Genomic DNA, 22,257 nt, shown 5'->3' on the forward strand with positions numbered 1-22,257 from the left:
GCGGCCCTTATCCGCCGATCGGCGGCGAAACAATTCGCTTCGATGATCGGGCGATGCTTAGCCCGTCCTTAAGGCATCGCGCATTAACAGATGCCCATGAAGATTCTGCTCATATTCGGCACGCGCCCCGAAGCGATCAAACTGTTTCCGGTTGTCCGTGCGCTGGCGAAGATACCCGGCGTCGTCCCGCGCATATGCGTCACCGCGCAACATCGCGGCCTGCTCGATCAGGTGATGGCGATCGCCGGCCTGGCACCCGATATCGACCTGAACCTGATGGAGCCGGGGCAAACGCTCGACCGGCTGACCGCGCGGCTGCTGACCGGGCTTGGCGAGGCGATGGACCGCGAGCAGCCCGACCGCGTGATCGTGCAGGGGGACACCGCAACCGCGATGGCCGGCGCGCTCGCGGCTTATTACCGCAAGATTCCGGTGGCGCATGTCGAGGCGGGGCTGCGCTCGGGCGATATCTACCAGCCATGGCCGGAAGAAGTGAATCGCCGTATCGTCGCGCCGATCGCCGATCTGCATTTCGCGCCGACTGAAATCGCCGCCGAGGCACTGGCGCGCGAGAACATCCGCACCGGGGTTCACGTCACCGGCAACACCGTGATCGACGCGCTGCACTGGACGAGCGCGCGAATCGCGGATGATCCCGCGCTTGCGGGCGGGCTGGACGATATCGCCGCGCGTTTCGCGGGGAAGAAGATCGTCCTGGTCACCACACATCGCCGCGAGAATTTCGGCGGGGGCATGGAGAATATCGCCCATGCCATCGCCGATATCACCGCGCGTGAGGATGTGGCGGTGCTGTTTCCGATGCATCCGAACCCCAATGTCGGCGCGGTGATGAACACGATCCTTGGGGAGCGCCCCAATATCGCGCGGATCGAGCCGCTCGATTATCCGCATTTCATCCGCGCGCTGGGGCTGTGCCACATCGCGCTCAGCGATTCGGGCGGGGTGCAGGAGGAAGCGCCGGCACTCGGCAAGCCGGTGCTGGTGATGCGCGATACCACCGAACGGCCCGAAGGCGTGGCCGCCGGCACCGCGCGGCTGGTGGGAACCGATCGCGATCGCATCGTTTCCGAAGTTTTCACCCTTATCAACGACAACGCCGCCTATTCCGCGATGGCGCGCGCCCACAATCCGTTCGGCGACGGCCATGCGGCAATGCGGATTGCAGGGGTGATTGCAGATGGTGCCGGATAACGAGCTGAAGGTCGCCGTTCTCGGGCTTGGCTATATCGGCCTGCCGACAGCGGCGGTGATCGCGCGGACTGGCGCCAAGGTGATCGGGATCGACGTGGATCGCTCTGTCGTCGAGACGGTCAATTCCGGCCATGTACATATCGAGGAGGTCGATCTCGACGGGCTGGTTTCCGGCGTGGTGGCGCGCGGAAACCTGCGTGCTTCACTGAAAATCGAGCCTGCCGACGTGTTCGTCATCGCCGTCCCCACCCCGTTCGCGGCCAATCACGCGCCCGATATCGCCTATGTGCTGAAAGCGGCGACCAATATCGCCGGCGTGTTGAAGGCGGGCGACACGGTGATTCTCGAATCGACCTCGCCGGTCGGAACGACGGAGCAGGTCCGCGATCTGCTGGCCCGGCTCCGCCCCGATCTGAAAGTGCCCGGCATGTCGGCGGAGGCAGCCGATATCGCCATCGCTTATTGCCCGGAACGCGTGCTGCCCGGCCGCATACTGGTCGAACTGATCGACAATGATCGCGTGATCGGCGGGATAACCCCGCGTTGCGCGCGCAAGGCGCTGGCCTTTTACCGCCGCTTCGTGCGCGGCGCCTGCGTCACCACCAACGCGCGCGCGGCGGAGATGACCAAACTCACCGAAAACGCCTTCCGCGACGTGAATATCGCCTTCGCCAACGAACTGAGCATCGTCGCGGAGAAGATGGGTGTGGACGTGTGGGAGGTGATCCGCCTCGCGAACCGGCATCCGCGCGTCAATATCCTCCAGCCCGGCCCCGGCGTTGGCGGGCATTGTATCGCGGTCGATCCGTGGTTTCTCGTCCATGCCGACCCTGAGAACACGCCGCTGATCCGCACCGCGCGCGAAGTGAATGACGGCAAGACCGATTGGGTGATCGCCCGCGCCACCGAATTGCTGGACGCGGTGCCGGGGATGCCGGTCGCCTGCCTTGGCCTCGCCTTCAAACCCAATATCGACGATTTCCGCGAGAGCCCGGCGCTGAAGGTGACAGAGGCGCTCGCCGCGCGCTTCGGATCGCGCATCGCGGTGGTGGAGCCTTATGCGAACAGCCTGCCCGCCCCGCTCGCGAAGGCGGGCGCGCGGCTGGTGGATATCGACAGCGCGATCGCGGATTGCCCGATCATGATCGTGCTGGTCGATCATGACATCTTCCGCTCGGTGCCGATCGAGGAGCGCGCGGGCAAGCATGTGCTGGATACGCGCGGCATCTGGGGCGACATGAACCTCGCGCAATTCGCGCCGGGCCAGCAACGCCGCGCCGCCTGACGGGGCACGCCGCGCCGCATAAACGCGATCGAACGACGTTGGCGCCTGCCGGATCGGCTTGAGCCTTGGCGCGAGCGGCGTATAGCGGCGATCATCCCTATCGCAGTATCCCCATGGTTCTTCGCCTTTTTCGTAAAGCCAGTCCCTCCCCCGCCCCGGAGCCGCCACGCTTGCCGGCCGGGGTTCGTGTCTATGCGATCGGGGATATCCATGGGCGGCTCGATTGCCTGAACGAACTGCTCGACGCGATCGAGCGGGACAGCACGGATTTTGCCGGCGAGGCGCGGTTGATCTTCCTGGGCGATCTGATTGATCGCGGCCCGGAATCGCGCGGCGTGGTGGATCGCGCCATCGCGCTTGCCGCATCGAGCCGGCGATGCGATTTCATCAAGGGCAATCACGAGGAATTGCTGCTCCACGCCGCCAAGGGCGATCGCAGTGCGCTATCGGTGTTCCACCGCGCGGGCGGCCGCGAAACCATGCTAAGCTACGGCGCCGACCCGGACGAATATGATGCGTGCGATTTCGCGCAACTCGCCGAATTGATCGCGCGGCTCGTGCCCGCCGAGCATCTCGCCTTCCTCGATTCGTTCAGCCGGGGCGTGGCGCTGGGCGATTATCGCTTCGTCCATGCGGGAATGCGTCCTGGCGTGCCGTTCGAGGAGCAGAAGGATTCGGATCTGCGCTGGATCCGCCGCGAATTCCTGTCCCACGACGGCAGCTTCGACGGCATGGTGGTCCACGGCCACACGATCAGCGAGGCGCCGGAATTCCGCCACAACCGGATCGGAATAGATACCGGCGCTTTTGCCAGCGGCAGGCTCACCGCGCTGGTGCTCGAAGGGCAGGAGCAACGGACACTCGAATCGCGCGTGGCCATCGCCGCACATTGATTTCGCAAGGCACTCGCGAGTCGCATCGGATCGCACGGTTCACCAAATGACGAAGGGGAGGCCCGCGCTACGCGAACCTCCCCTTGGCGAAAACAATCAGGACTGGCGCTTACTGATGCGCTTCACCGCCCTGCGGAGGCGGAGGAGCGCCCGGCGCGCCGCCCATCTGCTGCTGCATCTGCATCTGGCGCAGCACCGCCTCGGGCAGGAAATCAATCAGGTCGACATCGAACACCAGCACCGAATTGGCGGGGATCGGGCCGGTCGCCTTGTCGCCATAACCGAGCGACGGCTTGATCCAGAAGCGATATTTGGCGCCCTTCGACATCAGCTTCAGCCCTTCGCTGAAGCCCGGCACAACGCCCGTCACCGGAAACGGCGTCGGCTGCTGTGACTTGTCGAAGGTGGTGCCGTTGAGCAGCTTCCCCTCGTAATTCACCAGCACGACATCCGTGTCGGTCGGCTTGGCGCCGGTGCCCGGCGTCAGCACCTGATATTGCAGGCCCGACGCGGTGGTCTCGACGCCCTTCTGGCGTGCATTGCGTGCCAGGAAGTCATCCCCCTGGAAAGCAAGCGCGGTCGCCGCGACCAGCGCGGCGACGATGCCGAGCACCAGCCACACCACATAGCTGCGCTTGACGGGCGGAATCGGGACGGCGGTGACGGTCGACATGAAAACCCTCAGGCATGAAGCGGGGCCGTGCCGGGCACGCCCCCGTCGCGATTCGGAAAAATCAGCGCCGAGCCGATAACGGACGGCGCCGAAATCAACTTACCGTGCGCCGTCGCGCTCAGCGCGCTTGCGCTCCAGCTTGCGCGCGCGACGGACGGCGGCGGCACGCTCACGCGCGCGCTTTTCCGACGGCTTTTCATAATGCCGGCGCAGCTTCATCTCGCGATAGACGCCCTCACGCTGCAGCTTCTTCTTGAGCGCCCGCAGCGCCTGATCGACGTTATTGTCGCGAACGATGATTTGCATAAACCCGCACTTCTCCGAATTCGTTGGCATACGCCAAATAGCCAAGCCGGCGTCGAACATGGTTCGCGCCGTGAACGGTGGCCCACTATCAGCGCGGCGCCACGAAGGCAAGTTGAACGGCGGGATATTGCCGCCGCCTGTTGCGCCTTCGCCACCGGCGGCGCGCGATCGCCCGAATATTACAATGCTGAAACCTTGGCGAGACACGGCTCGCCTAATCGTCAGCTCATGCTAAATGCCGCCGCCGAGATGGATCTGGAAACCCGCCTGCTGATCGTTGACGACGATCCCGGCATCCGCGAGCTTGTCGCCGGGTTTCTGACTTCGCATGGCTATGTCGTCGACACCGCCGCGGACGGCACGGAAATGCGCCGGCTGCTCGCCGCCAAAGGCTATGCGTTGATCGTGCTCGACGTGATGATGCCGGGCGAGGACGGCCTTTCCATCCTGCGCTCGCTCGATCGCAACGACTCGCCGGCGGTAATCATCCTGTCGGTGATCGGCGAGGAGATCGACCGGATCGTCGGGCTGGAAATGGGCGCCGACGATTATGTCGCGAAGCCCGCCAACCCGCGCGAACTGCTCGCGCGCATCCGATCGGTGCTGCGCCGCAATCAGGGCGGCGCGCGGACGGTGCCCGGCGAGCGCGCGCACCTGCGCTTCGCCGGCTGGCGACTCGATCCGGTAGGGCGGCAATTGATCGACCCGGAAGATGTCGTCATAAACCTTTCGGATGGCGAATTCCGCCTGTTGCTCGCCTTCGTCGAACATCCCCGGCGCGTGCTGACGCGGGATCAATTGCTCGATCTCTCGCGCGGGGTGAACGCGGAACATTTCGATCGCGCGATCGACGTGCAGATCAGCCGGCTGCGGCGCAAGCTCTCGCGCGATGACGACGACGAACTGATCCGCACCGTGCGCAACGAAGGCTATATGTTCACGGTCGATGTCGAGCCTCGCTGAGCGCCGCCGGGTGCGCTCGATCGCCGCGCCCATCGTCGTCCTGGTGCTCGGCGCGGTGATGCTGACGGCGGTGGTGCTGTTCGCGGTCACCTTCAACGGGCCGCCGCCGAAGGATCCGCCGCGCGGCATCGCCAGCATCGCTTTCGCCCTGCGTACCGGGCGCCAGCCGGGTGATCCCGGCCTGCCGCTGCGCATCTACACCGCCGATCGCGCGCCGATCCCGATGGGGCCGCAGCATCTGGACGCGGATGCCGCCCGGCGCCTCTCCCACGCGCTGCACGTGCCGCAGGAGGATGTCGTGGCGCTGATCGTGCGCACGCCGCGCGGCATCCCCAGCGCGTTCGTCGGCGGCTTCGCCTTTGGCTGGCGCACGCCTGGCGGCTGGCGGATCGTGGAAGGGCGGCCCGGCCCGCGCTTCAGCAACTGGCACAGCCGCACATTGGTGGCGATGTCGATCACGGTGCTGTTGCTGTCGATTCCGGCATGGTGGATCGCGCGCGTCATCTCCGGGCCGCTCCGCCGCCTCGCCAATGCCGCCGATCAGGCCCGCGCGGGCGCCGCGCCGCCAGTGTTTCCCGCGGGCGGCCCGGCGGAGGTACGCGCGTTGACCACCGCCGTCGCCGACATGCACGATCGCCTCGCGCACCACGCCGAACAGCGCACCGCGATGCTGGCGGCGATCGCGCATGACATGGGCACGCCGCTGTCGCGCCTCGCCTTCTGGATAGAGCAACTGCCGGACACTGCGCGCGATCGCGCATCCGCCGATATCGACGAAATGCGCGCGATGATCTCCGATACATTGGGCTTCGCGCGCGATGAAGCCGGGGAGCGCGACGCAACCCTCGTCGAACTGGGCAGCCTGCTGGACAGCGTGGTGGAGGATATGAGCATCGGCGGCGCGGCAGTCTCGCTTTCGCCGGGGCCGCGCGCGGTGGTGCGCGGCGATCCGCGCGCGCTGCGCCGGGTGTTCGCGAACCTGATCGGCAACGCGATTCGCTATGGCGGCACCGCGCGGCTGAACTGGGCGGTGGCGGATGCGGCGGCGACCATCCACATCGAGGATGACGGCCCCGGCATAGATCCCGCGCAGGCCGAGCGACTGTTCGATCCGTTCGTGCGCGGCGATCCATCCCGCAACCGGGCGACCGGCGGCACCGGATTGGGGCTGGCGATCGCCCGCGCGATCGTCATCCGGCACGAGGGCCATGTCTCGCTCGCCAATCGCGAATGCGGCGGCGCGATCGCGACCGTAACGCTGCCGCTCGCGCGCTGAAACGCGCTGAAACATTTCGACGGTCCACTGAAATATGCCGGTGATATCGCCGCCCGAATAAGCCGGCGACAGCTTCCGGCGGTTTCCGCCACCACGAACGGCATGGCGCTCGCGCCACGCCCGCCCCCGCCAGACTCCCGGCTGGCGGGGGCTTTGATTGCCCGCTAGGAGTGCCGCCATGCATGGCGCCCCCCTCTCCCTGTACAACAGCCTCACCCGCAATCTTGAGGCGTTCGCGCCGATCGCCGCGCCGCAGGTGGGCGTCTATTCGTGCGGGCCGACCGTTTACAATTACGCCCATGTCGGCAATCTGCGCGCCTATGTCTTCACCGACACGCTGGCGCGCGCGCTGCGCTGGAAAGGCTATGCCCTCACCCATATCATCAACATCACCGATGTCGGCCACCTGACATCGGACGCGGACGCCGGCGATGACAAGATGGAGGCGGCGGCGAAGAAATCCGGGCAGGATATCTGGGCGATCGCCGCGCATTATACGCAGGCGTTCAAGCAGAATCTGCGTGATCTCAATATCGGCGATCCGACGCGCTTTCCGCTCGCCACCGATCATATCGCCGAGATGATCGACTTCGCGAAGGCGATCGAGGCGAAGCATTGTTATCTACTTGAGAGCGGGCTTTATTTCGACGTTTCCACCGTGCCGGAATATGGCCGTCTCGCGCGCGCGCGCGATGACGAGGGCGAAGGGCGGATTGATCCCGTCTCCGGCAAGCGCCACCCGCAGGATTTCGCGATCTGGCGCACCTCCCCGCCGGGCGAGAACCGCCAGATGGAATGGGATTCGCCCTGGGGGCGCGGCGCGCCGGGCTGGCATCTCGAATGCTCGGTGATGAGCAAGAAATATCTCGGGGGCCAGTTCGATATCCATACCGGCGGGATCGACCATCGCGAGATTCATCATCCCAACGAGATCGCGCAGAATCAGGCGCATTGCGATTGCGCGGACACCGGCGCGAACATGTGGATGCACAACAATTTCCTCGTCGAGCGCGCGGGCAAGATGAGCAAATCGTCGGGCGAGTTCCTGACGCTCGCCGCGCTCGTCGATCGCGGATTCCATCCGCTGGCCTATCGGATGCTGTGCCTTCAGGCGCATTATCGCAGCGAACTGGAATTTTCGTGGGAGAATCTGGCCGCCGCGCAGGTGCGCTTGAAGCGGCTGGTGCAGGCGGTGGAGGGGCTGCGCGCGCGCCCGGCGGCGCCATCCGCGCAAACGGCGGACGGCTATCGCGAGCAGCTCGACGCGGCCTTGTCGGACGATCTCAATACGCCCAAGGCGCTGCCGGTGCTCGATGCGATGCTCGCCGATCGCAGGATCGCCCCGCAAGAACGGCTGCTGGCGCTGGCCGATTTCGATGCGCTGCTCGGGCTCGACCTCTCCCGCCTGCGCCGCGAGGATCTGCGCGTTCGCCCGGCGAGCGCGACGATCGACGAACCCGCCATCGCCGCCCGCCTCGCCGAGCGGCGTGAGGCGCGCGCGGCAAAGGATTTCGCGCGCTCCGACGCGATCCGCGACGAACTGATCGCAGCCGGGGTGGAAGTGATGGATGGCGACGCGCTGGCATGGGACTGGCGGGTGACCGTCTGACGCGGGGCGCAATCGTGGATTCCGAGCGGGTCAGGCTAGAACGGCTTCTGGATGCCGAGCACAAGGCGTTCGCGTTGCTCGGGCTCATCGAAACATCGGGCATCGTCGCCGCCGGACGAACCGAGCGCGCGGTCGAGCAGGATATCTACGCGCTGGCACAACGCGAATTCGGCGTCGAGAAGCATTGGCACAAGCGGATCGCGCGCGCCGGCATCAACACGCTGTGCGTCGCCGGGGATAATCCGCCGGTCCGCACGATCGCGCCGGACGATATCGTCTATCTCGATCTCGGCCCGGTGTTCGAAGAATGGGAGGCGGATGTCGGGCGCAGCTACGCGATCGGCGCCGATCCCCGAAAACATGCGCTGTGCCGCGAATTGCCGATACAATTCAAGAAGGTGCGCGAACGCTTCCTGCGCGATCCGGATATCAGCGGCACGGCGCTTTATGATTATGCCTGCCGATCCGCCGAGGAAGCGGGGTGGCGGTTTGGCGGGCGCATCGCCGGGCATGTCGTCGGCGAATTTCCGCACGTGCGGATGCCGGGGCCGAAGGAGCGCAATCGTATCGCGCCCGGCAATCCCGAGCCGCTGCGCGCGCCCGATCTGGAAGGGCGGCGGCGCTACTGGATTCTGGAAATCCACCTCATCGACCACGCCAATCAGTTCGGGGGTTTTTACGAGCGGCTGCTGCTCGACAATCCCTGATTATCGTATCGGCCGATCGCGCTCCACCACCAGCGCGGGAATCGACGGTCGCGCCGGTTCCCCCGCCAGCGTCGCGGCTTCCGCCTCCATCGCCGCCGCCCGCGTCTTGGTTGCCGGGTGGGTGCGGCTGCGGAACAGGCCACCGTCGATATCGCCGCCGTGCGCGCGCCAGAAGCGCGCCGCCGATGCCGGATCATAGCCGGCGTTATAGAGCAGATGGACGCTCAGCCGATCCGCCTCATCCTCGGCGCGTTGCGACAGACGCGCGTTGCGACCGAGTTCGCCGAACAGCCCCCCCTTCACCCCCGCCGCCTCCAGCCGCGCGCGATGCTTCAGGACGATATGCGCCAGTTCGTGCGCCGCGATCACCGCCACCTCATCATCACGATAGCGTTCGAAGAAGCGCACCCCCAATTGCACCACCTTGCCATCCGACTGGGCGGTCATCGCCGGGCCGAGCACCACCTCGAACGTCGCCGCGCACCCCGCCACGCCGGCGACATCCACCGTCCGCCCGGCACCGCCGCGAACCACATCGAGCCGCACCCGCATCCCGCCCCGCGCGATCGCCGCCAGCACGGCATCGCGATCCGCGACCGATGACGGCGCGCCCACCGAAGCGACGTTCGTGCCATCCACCGCGACAATCCCGTCGTTCGGCTGGAGACCGGCGCGCGCGGCGGGCGACCCGGCCACCACCGCCTCCACCGCCACCGGCGTGGCGAAGCCGAACGCCTGCCGCGCCGCCGCTTCGCTCGCCCGATCATATTGCGCGATCGCGTGGAACAGCGCGCCGGTTATCGGGGCCTGCCGATCGCACAATGCGGCATTGGCCGTAGCCAGCCGATAGCCGATCGTGCCGAGCCTCAGGTCGATCGCGCGCAACGCCTCAAGGCTGTCGACCGACAGGCCCGCCGGGGCGGCGGCGGTCAGCGCGATGGGCAGGAAGGCGGCGGCGACACGAAACTTGCTCACGATTTCAACGATAGGCGCAGACAGATCGAGACGCTATCGTCCATGCCATGAAAGCAGTTTTGCCCGCGCTGGCCCGCCCGCTTCTCGAACCGCATTTGCCGGCGGGCATCTCCGCTTCATGGTGGAAAAGCGTTGACGAGGCCAAGGCGATGATCGCCGATGCCGATATCGCCTGGGTGGATATGGAGAAGCCCGCGAACGTCGCGGAGACGATCCGCGCATCGGGATCGAACCTCAAATGGGTGTCGACCATCTACGCCGGGCTTGATGCCTTTCCGCTCGACGTGCTGCGCGCGCGGGGTGCGATCGTAACCAACGGCGTCGGGATCAACGCGCTGGCGGTGGCCGAATATGCGGTGATGGGCGTGCTGGTCGCGGCCAAACGCTACGATCAGATCGTCCGCGCCGCCGACGCCCAAAAGTGGCTGCTCGAAGCGCCAGGGATGACCGAATTGTTCGGGACGAAAGCGCTGATCGTCGGCCTCGGCGCGATCGGGCGGCTGATCGGCGAACGGCTGACGGCGCTCGGCATCGAGGTGACGGGCGTGACGCGATCGGGGCGCGACGGCACGCTGACGCCGGATCAATGGCGCGATCGGCTGGGCGAGTTCGACTGGGTGGTGCTCGCCGCTCCCTCCACCCCGGATACCAAGGCATTGATCGGCACGAGCGAATTGGCCGCGATGAAGAACAATGCCTGGATCATCAACATCGCGCGCGGCGACATGATCGACGACGATGCGCTGCTCGCCGCACTCCACGGCGGCACGATCGGCGGCGCCTTCCTCGATCCGACCAACCCGGAGCCGCTGCCCCCCGGCCACCCATTATGGTCCGCGCCGAACTGCATGATTACGATGCACCTTTCGGGGCGGAGCGGGCGCGCGAAAATGTTCCAGCGCGCCGCCGCGCTGTTCCTGCGCAACCTTTCCGCCTTCGCAGCCGGAACCGCGATGGAAAATGTCGCGGATCTGGACGCCGGATATTGATCGCCCGCCGCGTCTTGATTGTCCGTAAACCATCGCGTGGCTATGCCCCGGTTGATGAACGATAATCCTGTCCAGTTGATCGAGCCGGTGCGGCATGGCGATGCGCGTGGCTGGTTCACCGAATATTATACCGAGCGCCGCTTTGCCGAGCGCGGGATCGCCTGCCGGTTCGTGCAGGACAATCATTCGCTGTCGGTGCCCGCGCTCACCTTGCGGGGGCTGCATTTCCAGACGCCGCCGCACGGGCAGGACAAATTGGTGCGCTGCATCCGCGGGCGCATCCTCGATGTCGCGGTGGACGTGCGGCGCGGCTCGCCGACCTATGGCGAGCATGTCGCGGTGGAATTGTCGGCGGAGAACGGACGGCAGCTATTCGTGCCAATCGGCTTCGCGCACGGCTTCCTGACGCTGACCGACGATTGCGAGGTGACCTACAAGGTTTCCGGTTATTACGCGCCGGAATGCGATGGCGGTATCCGCTGGGACAGCGCGGGCATCGCCTGGCCGCTGCCGGCGGGCGCGCTGCCCGAGCTTTCGGCCAAGGACGCTGTGCTGCCGACGCTCGCCGGGTTCGACAGCCCCTTTCCTTACGATGGTCGCCCGCTGGCGCCGCTTGCCTGAGGTAGTTTGATGCGCATCTTCGTTACCGGCGGGGCCGGGTTCATCGGCTCGGCGCTGGTCCGCCATCTGATCGCCAACACCGCGCATGAGGTGTTGAACTTCGACAAGCTGACCTATGCCGGCACGCTCTCCACCGTTGAGGAGGTGGCGACGAGCAGCCGCTATCGCTTCGTGCGCGGCGATATCTGCGATGCCGATGCGGTGCGCGCGGCGATCGCGGATTTCCGCCCCGATGTCATCACCCATCTCGCTGCCGAGAGCCATGTCGATCGCTCGATCGACGCGCCCGATGCCTTCATCCAGACCAACCTTGTCGGCACCTATGTGATGCTCGCCGAGGCGCGCGGCTATTGGCAGGGGCTGGACGACAAGGCGAAGGCAGCGTTCCGCTTCCACCATATCTCCACCGACGAGGTTTATGGCTCGCTTGGGCCGAGCGGGCTGTTCACCGAGGACACCTCCTACGATCCGCGCTCGCCCTATTCCGCGTCGAAGGCGGGGAGCGACCATCTCGTCAGCGCCTGGGGGCATACGTTCGGGCTGCCGGTGCTCGTCACCAATTGCTCCAACAATTACGGGCCGTATCACTTCCCGGAAAAGCTGATCCCGCTGATGATCGTGAAGGCGCTGGCGGGCGAAACGCTGCCGATCTACGGCACGGGCACCAACGTGCGCGACTGGCTCTATGTCGAGGATCACGTCCGCGCGTTGCAGGCGGTGTTCGAGCGCGGGGCGCCGGGGCGGACCTATAATGTCGGCGGCAATAACGAGAAGACCAACCTCGCGGTGGTCGAGACGGTGTGCGCGATCCTCGATGCCGAGCGCCCGCGCGCCGACGGCAAATCCTATGCCGCGCAGATCGGCTTCGTCGCCGACCGGCCGGGGCATGACGCGCGCTATGCGATCGACGCGCGCCGCATCCGCGACGAACTCGGCTGGGAACCCGCCGAGACGTTCGAGAGCGGGATCGCGAAAACGGTGCGCTGGTATCTCGCCAATGAGCCGTGGTGGCGCGCGCTGGTGGAGGCGAAGGCCGCCGAGCGGCGGGGCCTGGCGGCATGAGGGAAATCCTCGTCACCGGCGGCAACGGCCAGCTCGGCACCGAGCTGAAGCGTTATCCGTGGCCGGCGGGCTGGCGCGTCGTCGCGGTCGATATCGACGAACTCGATCTCACCGATACCGCCGCGATCGCCGCGATGGTCGCGTCGCGGCCATGGGCGGCGGTGATCTCGGGCGGGGCCTATACCGCGGTCGACAAGGCGGAGGAGGATGCGGTCACCGCCTGGGCGGTCAACGCGCTCGCGCCGGCGGCGTTCGCGCAAGCCTGCCGCACGGCGGATATCCCGCTTATCCATGTCTCGACCGATTATGTGTTCGACGGATCGAAAGAGGGCCGCTGGGCGCCCGGCGACCCGACCGGGCCGCTCGGCGTCTATGGCGCATCGAAGCTCGGCGGCGATCTCGCGGTGGCGAGCGGCTGTCCGCGCCATGCGATCGTCCGCACCTCATGGGTGGTGAGCGCGCATGGCAACAACTTCGTCAAGACGATGCTGCGCGTCGGCGCCGAGCGCGACACGTTGCGCGTGGTGGACGACCAGCATGGCGCGCCGACCGCCGCCGCCGATCTCGCCGCCGTGGTCGCGAAGATCGCGCTCGCCATGGCCGATGACCGTTCAGCGCCCACCGGCACGTTCCACTTCAGCAACGCCGGCGAGACGACGTGGTGCGGCTTCGCCCGCGCGATCTTCGCGCGCGCCGCACAGCGCGGCGGCCCCTCGCCCCTGGTCGAGGCGATCGCGACCAGCGATTACCCCACGCCCGCGCGCCGCCCGGCCAACTCGCGGCTCGACCACGCCGCGATCCGCACGGCTTACGGCATCGAACCGCGCCCATGGCAGGACGCGCTCGACGACATTATCGACGAACTGATGGGAACGCAGAAGTGAAGGGCATCATCCTCGCCGGCGGTTCCGGCACGCGGCTGCATCCGGCGACGCTGGCGATCAACAAGCAGTTGCTGCCGGTTTATGACAAGCCGATGATCTATTATCCGCTGTCGGTGCTGATGATGGCCGGCATCCGCGATATCCTCATCATCTCCAGCCCCGAGTTCATCGACAATTATCGCCGCATGTTCGGCACCGGCGACGAATGGGGGATCGCCATCTCCTATGCCGAGCAGCCGCGCCCCGAGGGGCTCGCACAGGCATTCACGATCGGGCGCGAGTTCGTCGGCGATGATCGGGTCGCGCTGGTGCTGGGCGACAATATCTTCTTCGGCGCGCACCTCACCAACCTGCTGGCGAGCGCGGTGGCGCGCACCGAGGGCGCGACGGTGTTCAGCTATCGCGTCGAAGACCCCGAACGCTATGGCGTGGTCGAGCTGGACGGCGATGGCCGCGCGATCAGCCTGGAGGAAAAGCCCGCCGCGCCGAAATCGAACTGCGCGGTCACCGGGCTATACTTCTACGACAATCGCGTGCTCGATCTCGCGCGTGATCTGAAACCATCGGCGCGCGGCGAACTGGAGATCACCGATCTCAACCGGCTCTATATGGAGGCGGGCGACCTTTACGTCGAACAGATGGGCCGCGGCTATGCCTGGCTCGACACCGGCACCCACGACAGCCTGCTCGAAGCATCCGAGTTCGTTCGCACCATCCAGCACCGCCAGGGCATCCAGATCGCCTGCCTGGAGGAAATCGCGTTCACCCAAGGCTTCATCTCCGCCGATCAGGCGCTCGCACGCGGCGAAGCCCTCGCCAAAACCAACTACGGTCGCGCGATCATCAATGCCGTGCGGGAACGCGCCACCTAACGGCTGACCCACCCGCCAACGTCGATCACCCGGTCGATCATGGCGTCGTCCACCTCCACCTGACCATCGAGCATCAGCATCGCGAGGCCATGCGCCAGCGACCAGGCGCGCAGCGCGAAGGCCGTCGGGTCGGTTCCCTCGGGCGCCAACGCGACGGCGGCGGCACGAAGCATCGCCATCGCGTCATCCTCCTTCTCGTCCATCCCCTGCGATGCGGGATGCGCGAAGACGAGCCGGAACAACCCCGGATTATCGCGCGCGAAACGGACATAGGCGGCGCCCGTCGCCCCGAACCCCGCCGCGCCGCCGCCAGCCCGTTCGGAGGCCGCGCGCTGCGCCGCCGCCAGCCGCTCCAACGCCTCGCGCGCCAGCGCGGCCATCAACGCCGCCTTGTCCGGAAAATGGCGATAGACCGCCGTTGCGCTCACCCCCACTCGGCGCGCGAGTTCGCGCAACGAAAGATCGTCTGCGCCCTGTTCCTCGATCAGCCCCAGCCCGGCGGTTATCAGCGCCGCGCGCAAATCCCCGTGATGATATGTCCTTGCCACCTCCGGCAGATAGCCCGCCCGATCCGCCGCCCGCAAGACCCATGTTGACAGCGATCACATAAAGGTTATGTTTACGCCGAACACATTGGAGACTCGTCATGGCCGGAACCGTCGAAACCGCGATCCGCTCGGTCGTCGCCAAAGGCGTCGGGATCGTTGCGGACTTCAATCGCAAGCATCTGCCGCAAACCGATCACCCATTCCTGACCGGCATCCACCAGCCGCTGACCGGCGAAATGACGTTGGTTGATCTGCCGGTGACCGGCACGATCCCCACCGCGCTGGACGGGCGCTATCTGCGCATCGGGCCTAACCCGGTGGCGCCCGATCCGGCGGGCTATCACTGGTTCACGGGTGACGGCATGGTTCACGGCATCGCGCTGGGCGACGGCAAGGCGCTATGGTATCGCAATCGCTGGATACGCTCCCGCGCGGTGGCCGAGGCGCTGGGTGAAACCCCCGCCCCCGGCCCGCGCAACGGCGGCTTCGACACGGTGAACACCAATGTCATCGACATCGCGGGCCGCACCTGGGCGCTGGTCGAAGCCGGCAGCTATCCGGTGGAACTGAACGAAACGCTGGACGAACAGACCTATAACCCCTTCGACGGCACGCTGGAGGGATCGTTCACCGCCCACCCGCATCGCGATCCACTGACCGGCGAGCATCACGCCATCGCCTATGAAGCGACCGATCCGAACACGATCCGCCACATCGTGCTCTCGCCTGAGGGCAAGGTGATCCGCGAACTGCCGATCGCGGTGAAACACGGCCCGTCGATCCATGATTGCGCGATCACCGCGCGTTATGCCGTGATCCTCGATCTGCCCGTCACCTTCTCGATGAAGGCGCTGATCGGCGGGCACCGTTTCCCCTACGCCTGGAACCCGGAGCATCACGCCCGCGTCGGCCTGTTGCCGCGAAATGGCGCGGCGGAAGATGTCATCTGGTGTGCTGTGGACCCGGCATATGTTTTCCACGTCGCCAATGCGTATGACGCGCCGGACGGCAGCGTGGTGATGGATGTCTGCGCCTATCAGACGATGTTCGCGGAGGGGACGGGCGGGCCGAACGGGCGCAATATGGGCCTGGAACGCTGGACTATCGACCCGATCGCCGGAACGGTGAGGCGCCGCACGATCGACGCCAGCCCGCAGGAATTCCCCCGCCCGGACGAGCGCCGGTTCGGCCAGCCCTATCGCTATGCCTATACGATCGCGCTGCCCGAAAGTGATGGTGAGCAGTTCCTCGGCGCGACGCGGCTATACAAGCATGATCTCGCAACCGGCGCGCGCGAGACGCATGAGTTCGGTGCCGGGCGCTATCCTGGCGAGTTCGTCTTCGTTCCCGCCCATGCCGATGCGGCGGAGGACGAGGGCTGGCTGATCGGGCTGGTGATTGATCTGCCCAATGAGACGACCGATCTTGCGATCATCGACGCGCGCGATTTCGCGGGCGCGCCGATCGCCAGCGTGCGCGTGCCACACCGCATCCCACCGGGCTTCCACGGCAACTGGCTACCCGAGCAGCGGGGCTAAATCCAAAGACCCCGTCATTCCCGCGCAGGCGGGAATCCAGATGCGCTACCGTTCCGACGCTATCGAAATGGCCGGTGCGAATGGATTCCCGCCTGCGCGGGAATGACGGAGGAATGGGATCGCGAAGGAAGCATCCCCCACTCATGAGCTTCACAGCGCGGTTGATCCGGTCCATGCGCGTTTCCTCGCACGAGGAGGAACGCGCATGGATCTCGGACTCAACGGCAGGACGGCGATCGTCTGCGCCTCCAGCCACGGCCTTGGCCGCGCCTGTGCGACAGAACTGGCGCGCGCCGGGTGTGGGCTGGTGCTCAACGGGCGCGAGGCGGCAGCGCTGGAGGCTGCCGCGCAGGCGATCCGCGATGAAACCGGCGCTCAGGTAGCGGCGATCGCGGGCGATATCGCGGACGCCGGGGTGCAGCGCGCGCTGATCTCCGCCGCGCCGACCGTCGACATCCTCATCAACAACAACGGCGGCCCGCCGCTGCGCGATTTCCGCCAGTTGGACGGCGAAGCGATCCACGCCGGGCTGGATGCCAATATGGTCACCCCGATCCGCATGGTGCAGCAGGTGATCGACGGCATGGTCGAGCGCGGGTTCGGGCGGATCGTGTGCATCACCTCCGCCTCGGTGAAGGCCCCCACCCCCGGCCTCGATCTGTCGAGCGGCGCGCGGATCGGGCTCACGGGCTTCCTCGCCGGGGTGGCGAGGCAGGTCGCCGCCTCGGGCGTGACGATCAACTTCCTGCTCCCCGGCCTGTTCGCGACACGCCGGCTGGAAGGCGTCCACCGCTTCGCCGCGCAGGCCGCCGGGATCGAGACGGACGAAGCCGAGCGCCGCAACCGCGAGCGCATTCCCGCACGCCGCTTTGGCGATCCGGCGGAATTCGGCGCGGCCTGCGCCTTCCTCTGCTCGCAACAGGCGGGATATATCACCGGGCAAAGCCTGTTGATCGACGGCGGCAGCTACGCCGGCATCATGTAAACCGGGCGGCGCTGGCGCACCCAAAGCTTTCCTTCGTTGCATCGCGGCGCTATCGCCCCCAGCTTGATTGCTCCTAGTATCGACGGAAAGTGTGCCATGGCCGCCAATTGGGCCCCCGATAGCTGGACCGCGCATGAGGCGCGCCAGCTTCCCGACTATCCGGACGCCGCCGCGCTGAACGCGGCGACCGACCAGCTCGGCAGCTATCCGCCGCTGGTGTTTGCGGGCGAGGCGCGCAATCTCACCGCCGATCTGGCGCATGTCGCGGCGGGCAAGGCCTTTTTGCTGCAAGGCGGCGATTGCGCCGAAAGCTTCGCGGAGTTTCACCCGAACAACATCCGCGACACGTTCCGCGTGATCCTGCAGATGGCGGTGGTGCTCACCTTCGCCTCCAAGCTGCCGGTGGTGAAGGTCGGGCGCATGGCCGGCCAGTTCGCCAAGCCGCGCTCGGCGGCGACCGAGACGATCGGCGGCGTGGAACTGCCGAGCTACCGCGGCGACAACGTCAACGATATCGCCTTCACCCCCGAAGCGCGCATTCCCGATCCGGCGCGCATGGTGCGCGGCTACAATCAGTCCGCCGCGACGCTCAATCTGCTGCGCGCCTTCGCCAGCGGCGGCTATGCCAATCTGCACCAGGTGCATCGCTGGACGCATGATTTCATGGGCCGTTCGCCCTGGGCCGCGAAATATGCCGAGACGGCGGATCGCATCGGCGAGGCGCTGGAGTTCATGGCGGCGTGCGGGATCGACCCGGAAACCGTGCCGCAGCTCGCCCAGACGCAATTCTACACCAGCCATGAGGCGCTGCTGCTCCCTTATGAGCAGGCGCTGACGCGGCAGGATTCGCTGACCGGCGACTGGTATGACACCAGCGCGCACATGCTGTGGATCGGCGATCGGACGCGTTTCGAGGGATCGGCGCATGTCGAATTCCTGCGCGGCGTGGGCAATCCGATCGGCGTGAAATGCGGCCCGAGCCTTGAGCCGGATGAGCTGCTGCGGCTGCTTGATCTGCTCAATCCCGCGCGGACGGCGGGGCGGATCACGCTCATCACCCGCTATGGCCATGACAAGATCGAAGCCGCCTTCCCCCGTCTGCTCCGCGCAGTCACGCGTGAGGGGCATCCGGTGGTGTGGAGCTGCGATCCGATGCACGGCAACGTCGTGAAGGCCGCCAACGGCTACAAGACGCGCCCGTTCGAGCGCATCCTCGCCGAAGTGCGCGGCTTCTTCGCCGTCCACCGCGCAGAGGGCACGCACGCCGGCGGCATCCATGCGGAAATGACCGGGCAGAATGTCACCGAATGCACCGGCGGCGCGATCGACGTGACGGAGCAGACGCTGGCCGATCGCTATCACACGCATTGCGATCCGCGCCTGAACGCCGGCCAGAGCCTCGAACTCGCGTTCCTGCTGGCGGAGATGCTGAACGAGGAAATGGCGGAGCGACGCAAAGCAGCAGCTTGACGCGGGCGGCGGCGGGCCTTAAGCGCCCGCCTCCACCTGCAAGATGGCCCCTTCGTCTAGCGGTCTAGGACGTCGCCCTCTCACGGCGAAAACACGGGTTCGAGTCCCGTAGGGGTCACCATGGGATTGCAGGCGCGGGAACCCTCAAGCCCTTTCAACGTATCGCGGTTCGGCAGGCTGCCTCCCACCTTTCCCAGCTCCGTCGCCGCCATTGCCGCCCCTCAGCGCGGTGGGGATATGAACGGCGCGTAGGTGCGCTGGTTCACGGGCAGGAAGCGCGTGGTACCTGCCGTTTCCGACCAGCCTTTCGAAAGGGCGATCGCAACATCGCGGCTCTCGGCATTATATCGGACCAGCGCGGCTGCGACCCGGTTGCAGCTGATGCGGGGAGAGCGGACACATAGCACCGGGCCGGGCGGCAACGGCTCGGAACGCCATAGTTCCACCACCCGCGCCGCCTGATCCGCCTTTTCAGCCCGCAGCGTTCGCCAGGGCGTTTCCGCGAGCGCCGCGACATCGCTTTCCCCGGTCAACAGGCGCGCGAGCGCCGCATCATGCGTGCCCGCCTGTTCGATCGAGCGGAAGGCCGCGCGGTCAATCCCGGCGTGGCGCAATGCCGCCGCCTGCACCAGCGCGCCCGAGGTGGAGCCGGGCAGAACCTCGGCATAGCGCAGCGTCGTCACGCGATCGCGCAGATCGGCGGGGGTTCTGGCCCCGGTTTCCCGCCGTGCGAGCAGGACACCCCGATAACGATCGAGCGTGGCGGCAGGCACGTCGGGGACAGCGATCGCCCGGACAGCGCGCGTGCGCGAAGCCTCGATGAAGGCGGCGAGGTTGGTCACCGCCACATCCACATGGCCTTCGCGCACGGCGGCGGCCAATGCCTCGGGCGAGGGATATAAGGTGATGTCAGCCGCCTGCCCCGTGACGCGCTCGACCAGTTGCGCGAGCGGGGCGAGCGCCTGCGTCCGGTCATAAGCGGGATAGGCATAGGTCGCGACATGCAGCGGCGCGGCAGCCGCCAGTAATGCTGACAGGGCGATCAAATCTTCATGCTCCCCTCATTAAACCTGCCGAACAAGCGCGGCGACGGGGCACATGTCCAGCGCTTTCCTCATCCGCCCGCGCGCGCATTGTGCGGAGAAGCCCGCCATCTGACACGTAGAAGCAGCACGAATCCCGTTTTGGGAGCCAACCCGCGCCGCAAAGCATTTGGACCTTCGAACGATCTTGCGTTCGCGCGCCGGGAAGCCGATCCTCGCATTTCCAGCGGGCGATTTCCGGCACGGGAAATAGGCAGGCAGCAGGAGAGCGATATGGATGCGACCGTCCACGGCACCAGAGCCATCGCGATCGTCGGACCAGCCGGCACAGGCAAGACGAGCCTCGCCGAAGCGATATTGTTCGCAGCCGGCGCCAGCGCGCGGCTGGGCGCGGTCGATAGCGGCAGCAGCGTGGGCGACGCCAGCCCGGAAGCCCGCGCGCGATGCGGCTCCACCGAGCTTAACCTGATGCGCTTCGAATGGATGAAGGACGGCTATGCGCTGATCGACGCCCCCGGCTCGGCGGGCTTCGCGGCGGATGCGGAGACCGCGCTGGCGGTGGCCGATCTCGCTCTGGTGGTGATTGATCCCGATCCGGCGCGCGCGCCACTGGTCGAGCCGACGTTGCGCCGCCTCGAAGCGCTGCGCCTGCCGCACGCGCTTTTCGTCAACAAGATAGATCAGGCGCGCGGCAGCATCGAGGATCTGCTTGCCGCGCTCCAGCCGCTGAGCGCCGCGGCGCTCGTCGCGCGGCAAATACCGATCCGGGCCGGCGAACGCGTGGCGGGCTTTGTCGATCTCGCGCTGGAGCGCGCATATCATTATCAGCCGGGCCGCCGTTCGGAACAGGTGCCGCTCGCCGCGCATCTGCGAAGCGACGAGAGCGAAGCCCGCTTCCACATGCTCGAACAACTGGCCGACCATGACGACGCGCTGCTCGAACAATTGCTGAACGACGAAACGCCGGATGCGGACACCATCTTCGGCGATCTCGCGCGTGAAACCGCGGCGGGCCTGATCGTGCCGATCCTGTTCGGCTCAGCGCTGGGCGGTTTCGGCATCCGCCGCCTGCTCAAGATGCTGCGCCACGATACGCCCGCCGCCGCGCTGGCGGCGGACCGGCTCGATATCGCCGGCGCCGGGGCACAGGTGTTCAAGATAACCCACGGCAGCGCGGTCGGCCGGCTGGCGCTGGCGCGCGTCTTCGGCGCGCCGCTCGCCGAGGGGGCCGAACTGTTCGCCCCCGATGGAAGCGCGATGCGCATCGGATCGCTGTTCGCGGTGCAGGGCGCGGCGACGACGAAGATTGATCGCGCCCAGCCGGGCGACATTGTAGGCATCGCCAAGGTGGATACGATCCAGGCCGGTGACCGGCTCGGCGCGGTGCGGCAGCCACAGGGCACCGCCCATGCGCCGCCACGCCCGGCAGGCAATTGCGCGCTTGCGATCACCGTTACCGATCATAAGGACGAAGTGCGGCTATCCACCGCGCTCAACCGGCTGGCCGAGGAAGACCCCGGCCTGCGCTGGGGCCTCGACGAGGCGACGCAGGAAACGCTGCTCCACGGGCTGAACGACGAGCATCTGGCTGTCGTCCAGGCGCGGCTGAGCCGGCGCTACGGCGTTGCCATAAAGGTGCGCCCGCCCGCGATCGCCTATAAGGAAACGATCCGCAAGGCGGTGACGAAGCACGGCAGGCACAAGAAGCAATCCGGCGGGCATGGCCAGTTCGGCGACGTTATCATCGAATTACGCCCGCTGGAGCGCGGCGAAGGCTTTCGTTTCGAGGAAAGGATCACCGGGGGCGCGGTTCCCCGCCAGTGGATTCCGGCGGTCGAGCGTGGCGTGCTCGATGCGATGACGCGCGGGCCGTGCGGCTTTCCGGTCGTCGATGTCGCGGTCGCGCTGGTCGATGGTTCCTATCACAGCGTCGACAGTTCTGAACTCGCCTTTCGCACCGCCGGCCGGATCGCGATGGCCGAGGCGCTGGCGGCGGCCACGCCCTATCTGCTGGAGCCGGTCTCGCATGTGACGATCCGGGCGCCGGGCAGCGCGGTTTCGCGGATCACCTCCGCCGCGACCAGCCGGCGCGGCCAGATGCTAGGGATAGCGCCGCTCGAAGGCTGGTCCCGCTGGGACGTGATCGAGCTGCTGCTGCCCGAGGCCGAGCTTTCCGGGCTGGAGCCCGAACTCCGCTCGCTGAGCCAGGGCATGGCGCATTACGAGGCGCGCTTCGATCATCTCGCGGAACTGAACGAAAAGCTCGCCAGCACGATAATCCAGCGAGCGCCCGAGCCGGCCTGATAAGCATGTGATGCAAGGCTCGCGCCGCCATCGCGGCGGCGC

General features: G+C 66.7%; 21 protein-coding genes and 1 tRNA gene. 17 read left to right on the plus strand and 5 right to left on the minus strand.

The features are described from left to right. Nucleotides 1-96 precede the first annotated feature (96 nt). The 3 genes from wecB to Q0316_RS12340 all read left to right on the plus strand — a co-directional run bounded on the left by wecB (nt 97) and on the right by Q0316_RS12340 (nt 3,390). Nucleotides 97-1,212: a non-hydrolyzing UDP-N-acetylglucosamine 2-epimerase gene (gene wecB / locus Q0316_RS12330; protein ID WP_298672839.1), complete on the plus strand. Its 1,116-nt coding sequence runs from the start codon at nt 97-99 to the stop codon at nt 1,210-1,212. Then, nucleotides 1,199-2,497, plus strand: coding sequence for a UDP-N-acetyl-D-mannosamine dehydrogenase (gene wecC, locus Q0316_RS12335; RefSeq protein WP_298672842.1), 1,299 nt, complete (start codon nt 1,199-1,201; stop codon nt 2,495-2,497). The genes wecB and wecC overlap by 14 nt, the downstream gene beginning before the upstream one ends. Nucleotides 2,498-2,667: 170 nt before the next feature. Continuing rightward, a complete protein-coding gene (locus tag Q0316_RS12340; RefSeq protein WP_298672844.1) occupies nt 2,668-3,390 on the plus strand; it encodes a metallophosphoesterase family protein in 723 nt (240 codons plus the stop codon). A gap of 109 nt (nt 3,391-3,499) precedes the next feature. Here Q0316_RS12340 and Q0316_RS12345 read toward each other — a convergent pair whose 3' ends face one another. Both Q0316_RS12345 and rpsU read right to left on the minus strand, forming a co-directional pair. Continuing rightward, nucleotides 3,500-4,063, minus strand: a complete 564-nt coding sequence (locus Q0316_RS12345) for an FKBP-type peptidyl-prolyl cis-trans isomerase (protein WP_298672846.1) — start codon at nt 4,061-4,063, stop codon at nt 3,500-3,502. A gap of 99 nt (nt 4,064-4,162) precedes the next feature. Continuing rightward, nucleotides 4,163-4,369: a 30S ribosomal protein S21 gene (rpsU, locus tag Q0316_RS12350; protein ID WP_007404630.1), complete on the minus strand. Its 207-nt coding sequence runs from the start codon at nt 4,367-4,369 to the stop codon at nt 4,163-4,165. 249 nt (nt 4,370-4,618) lie between these two features. On the opposite strand from rpsU, the gene Q0316_RS12355 reads away from it, so the two are divergent. From Q0316_RS12355 to Q0316_RS12370, 4 genes are all read left to right on the plus strand, one after another. Continuing rightward, nucleotides 4,619-5,332 (plus strand): response regulator, encoded by a 714-nt coding sequence (locus Q0316_RS12355; protein ID WP_298672849.1) that lies wholly within the window; start codon nt 4,619-4,621, stop codon nt 5,330-5,332. Further along, nucleotides 5,316-6,608, plus strand: a complete 1,293-nt coding sequence (locus tag Q0316_RS12360) for an ATP-binding protein (RefSeq protein WP_298672850.1) — start codon at nt 5,316-5,318, stop codon at nt 6,606-6,608. Before Q0316_RS12355 ends, Q0316_RS12360 begins: the two co-directional genes overlap by 17 nt. Nucleotides 6,609-6,786: 178 nt before the next feature. Continuing rightward, nucleotides 6,787-8,217 (plus strand): cysteine--tRNA ligase, encoded by a 1,431-nt coding sequence (cysS, locus tag Q0316_RS12365; protein ID WP_298672852.1) that lies wholly within the window; start codon nt 6,787-6,789, stop codon nt 8,215-8,217. 14 nt (nt 8,218-8,231) lie between these two features. Further along, nucleotides 8,232-8,924: a M24 family metallopeptidase gene (locus Q0316_RS12370; RefSeq protein WP_298672854.1), complete on the plus strand. Its 693-nt coding sequence runs from the start codon at nt 8,232-8,234 to the stop codon at nt 8,922-8,924. Here the strand turns inward: Q0316_RS12370 and Q0316_RS12375 are convergent, their stop codons facing one another. Further along, complete coding sequence (locus Q0316_RS12375) at nt 8,925-9,899, minus strand: M48 family metallopeptidase (RefSeq protein ID WP_298672858.1); 975 nt, start codon at nt 9,897-9,899, stop codon at nt 8,925-8,927. Nucleotides 9,900-9,946: 47 nt separating this feature from the next. Between Q0316_RS12375 and Q0316_RS12380 the strand changes: the two genes are divergently transcribed. Genes Q0316_RS12380 through rfbA form a run of 5 tightly spaced genes read left to right on the plus strand, consistent with a single transcriptional unit; the run spans nt 9,947 to nt 14,327 of the window. Continuing rightward, complete coding sequence (locus Q0316_RS12380) at nt 9,947-10,888, plus strand: D-2-hydroxyacid dehydrogenase (RefSeq protein ID WP_298672860.1); 942 nt, start codon at nt 9,947-9,949, stop codon at nt 10,886-10,888. A 54-nt stretch (nt 10,889-10,942) separates the two neighbouring features. Next, nucleotides 10,943-11,509: a dTDP-4-dehydrorhamnose 3,5-epimerase gene (rfbC, locus tag Q0316_RS12385; RefSeq protein ID WP_298672861.1), complete on the plus strand. Its 567-nt coding sequence runs from the start codon at nt 10,943-10,945 to the stop codon at nt 11,507-11,509. 9 nt (nt 11,510-11,518) lie between these two features. Next, nucleotides 11,519-12,571: a dTDP-glucose 4,6-dehydratase gene (gene rfbB, locus Q0316_RS12390; RefSeq protein ID WP_298672865.1), complete on the plus strand. Its 1,053-nt coding sequence runs from the start codon at nt 11,519-11,521 to the stop codon at nt 12,569-12,571. Then, entirely contained in the window at nt 12,568-13,455 is an 888-nt protein-coding gene (gene rfbD / locus Q0316_RS12395; protein WP_298672867.1) for a dTDP-4-dehydrorhamnose reductase, read from the plus strand. Before rfbB ends, rfbD begins: the two co-directional genes overlap by 4 nt. Further along, the gene (rfbA, locus tag Q0316_RS12400) at nt 13,452-14,327 is read left to right on the plus strand and encodes a glucose-1-phosphate thymidylyltransferase RfbA (protein WP_298672869.1); all 876 of its coding nucleotides are present in this window, start codon (nt 13,452-13,454) and stop codon (nt 14,325-14,327) included. Before rfbD ends, rfbA begins: the two co-directional genes overlap by 4 nt. On the opposite strand, the gene Q0316_RS12405 is transcribed toward rfbA, so the two are convergent. Then, nucleotides 14,324-14,875, minus strand: coding sequence for a TetR/AcrR family transcriptional regulator (locus Q0316_RS12405; RefSeq protein ID WP_298672871.1), 552 nt, complete (start codon nt 14,873-14,875; stop codon nt 14,324-14,326). The genes rfbA and Q0316_RS12405 overlap by 4 nt on opposite strands. 98 nt (nt 14,876-14,973) lie before the next feature. On the opposite strand from Q0316_RS12405, the gene Q0316_RS12410 reads away from it, so the two are divergent. From Q0316_RS12410 to Q0316_RS12425, 4 genes are all read left to right on the plus strand, one after another. Next, the gene (locus Q0316_RS12410; protein WP_298672874.1) at nt 14,974-16,413 is read left to right on the plus strand and encodes a carotenoid oxygenase family protein; all 1,440 of its coding nucleotides are present in this window, start codon (nt 14,974-14,976) and stop codon (nt 16,411-16,413) included. A 205-nt stretch (nt 16,414-16,618) separates the two neighbouring features. Beyond that, nucleotides 16,619-17,398: an SDR family oxidoreductase gene (locus Q0316_RS12415; protein WP_298672877.1), complete on the plus strand. Its 780-nt coding sequence runs from the start codon at nt 16,619-16,621 to the stop codon at nt 17,396-17,398. A 96-nt stretch (nt 17,399-17,494) separates the two neighbouring features. Next, on the plus strand, nt 17,495-18,868 hold the full coding sequence (locus Q0316_RS12420) for a class II 3-deoxy-7-phosphoheptulonate synthase (protein ID WP_298672879.1): 1,374 nt from the start codon (nt 17,495-17,497) through the stop codon (nt 18,866-18,868). A gap of 45 nt (nt 18,869-18,913) precedes the next feature. Then, a tRNA-Glu gene (locus tag Q0316_RS12425) sits at nt 18,914-18,989 on the plus strand. 100 nt (nt 18,990-19,089) lie between these two features. Here the strand turns inward: Q0316_RS12425 and Q0316_RS12430 are convergent. Continuing rightward, on the minus strand, nt 19,090-19,914 hold the full coding sequence (locus Q0316_RS12430; protein WP_298672882.1) for a phosphate/phosphite/phosphonate ABC transporter substrate-binding protein: 825 nt from the start codon (nt 19,912-19,914) through the stop codon (nt 19,090-19,092). A 270-nt stretch (nt 19,915-20,184) separates the two neighbouring features. Between Q0316_RS12430 and Q0316_RS12435 the strand changes: the two genes are divergently transcribed. After that, nucleotides 20,185-22,215: an elongation factor G gene (locus tag Q0316_RS12435; RefSeq protein ID WP_298672885.1), complete on the plus strand. Its 2,031-nt coding sequence runs from the start codon at nt 20,185-20,187 to the stop codon at nt 22,213-22,215. The last annotated feature ends 42 nt before the right edge of the window (nt 22,216-22,257 follow it).

Origin of the sequence: uncultured Sphingomonas sp. (assembly GCF_937871615.1) — a bacterium.
In the GTDB taxonomy this organism is placed as follows: Bacteria; Pseudomonadota; Alphaproteobacteria; order Sphingomonadales; family Sphingomonadaceae; genus Sphingomonas.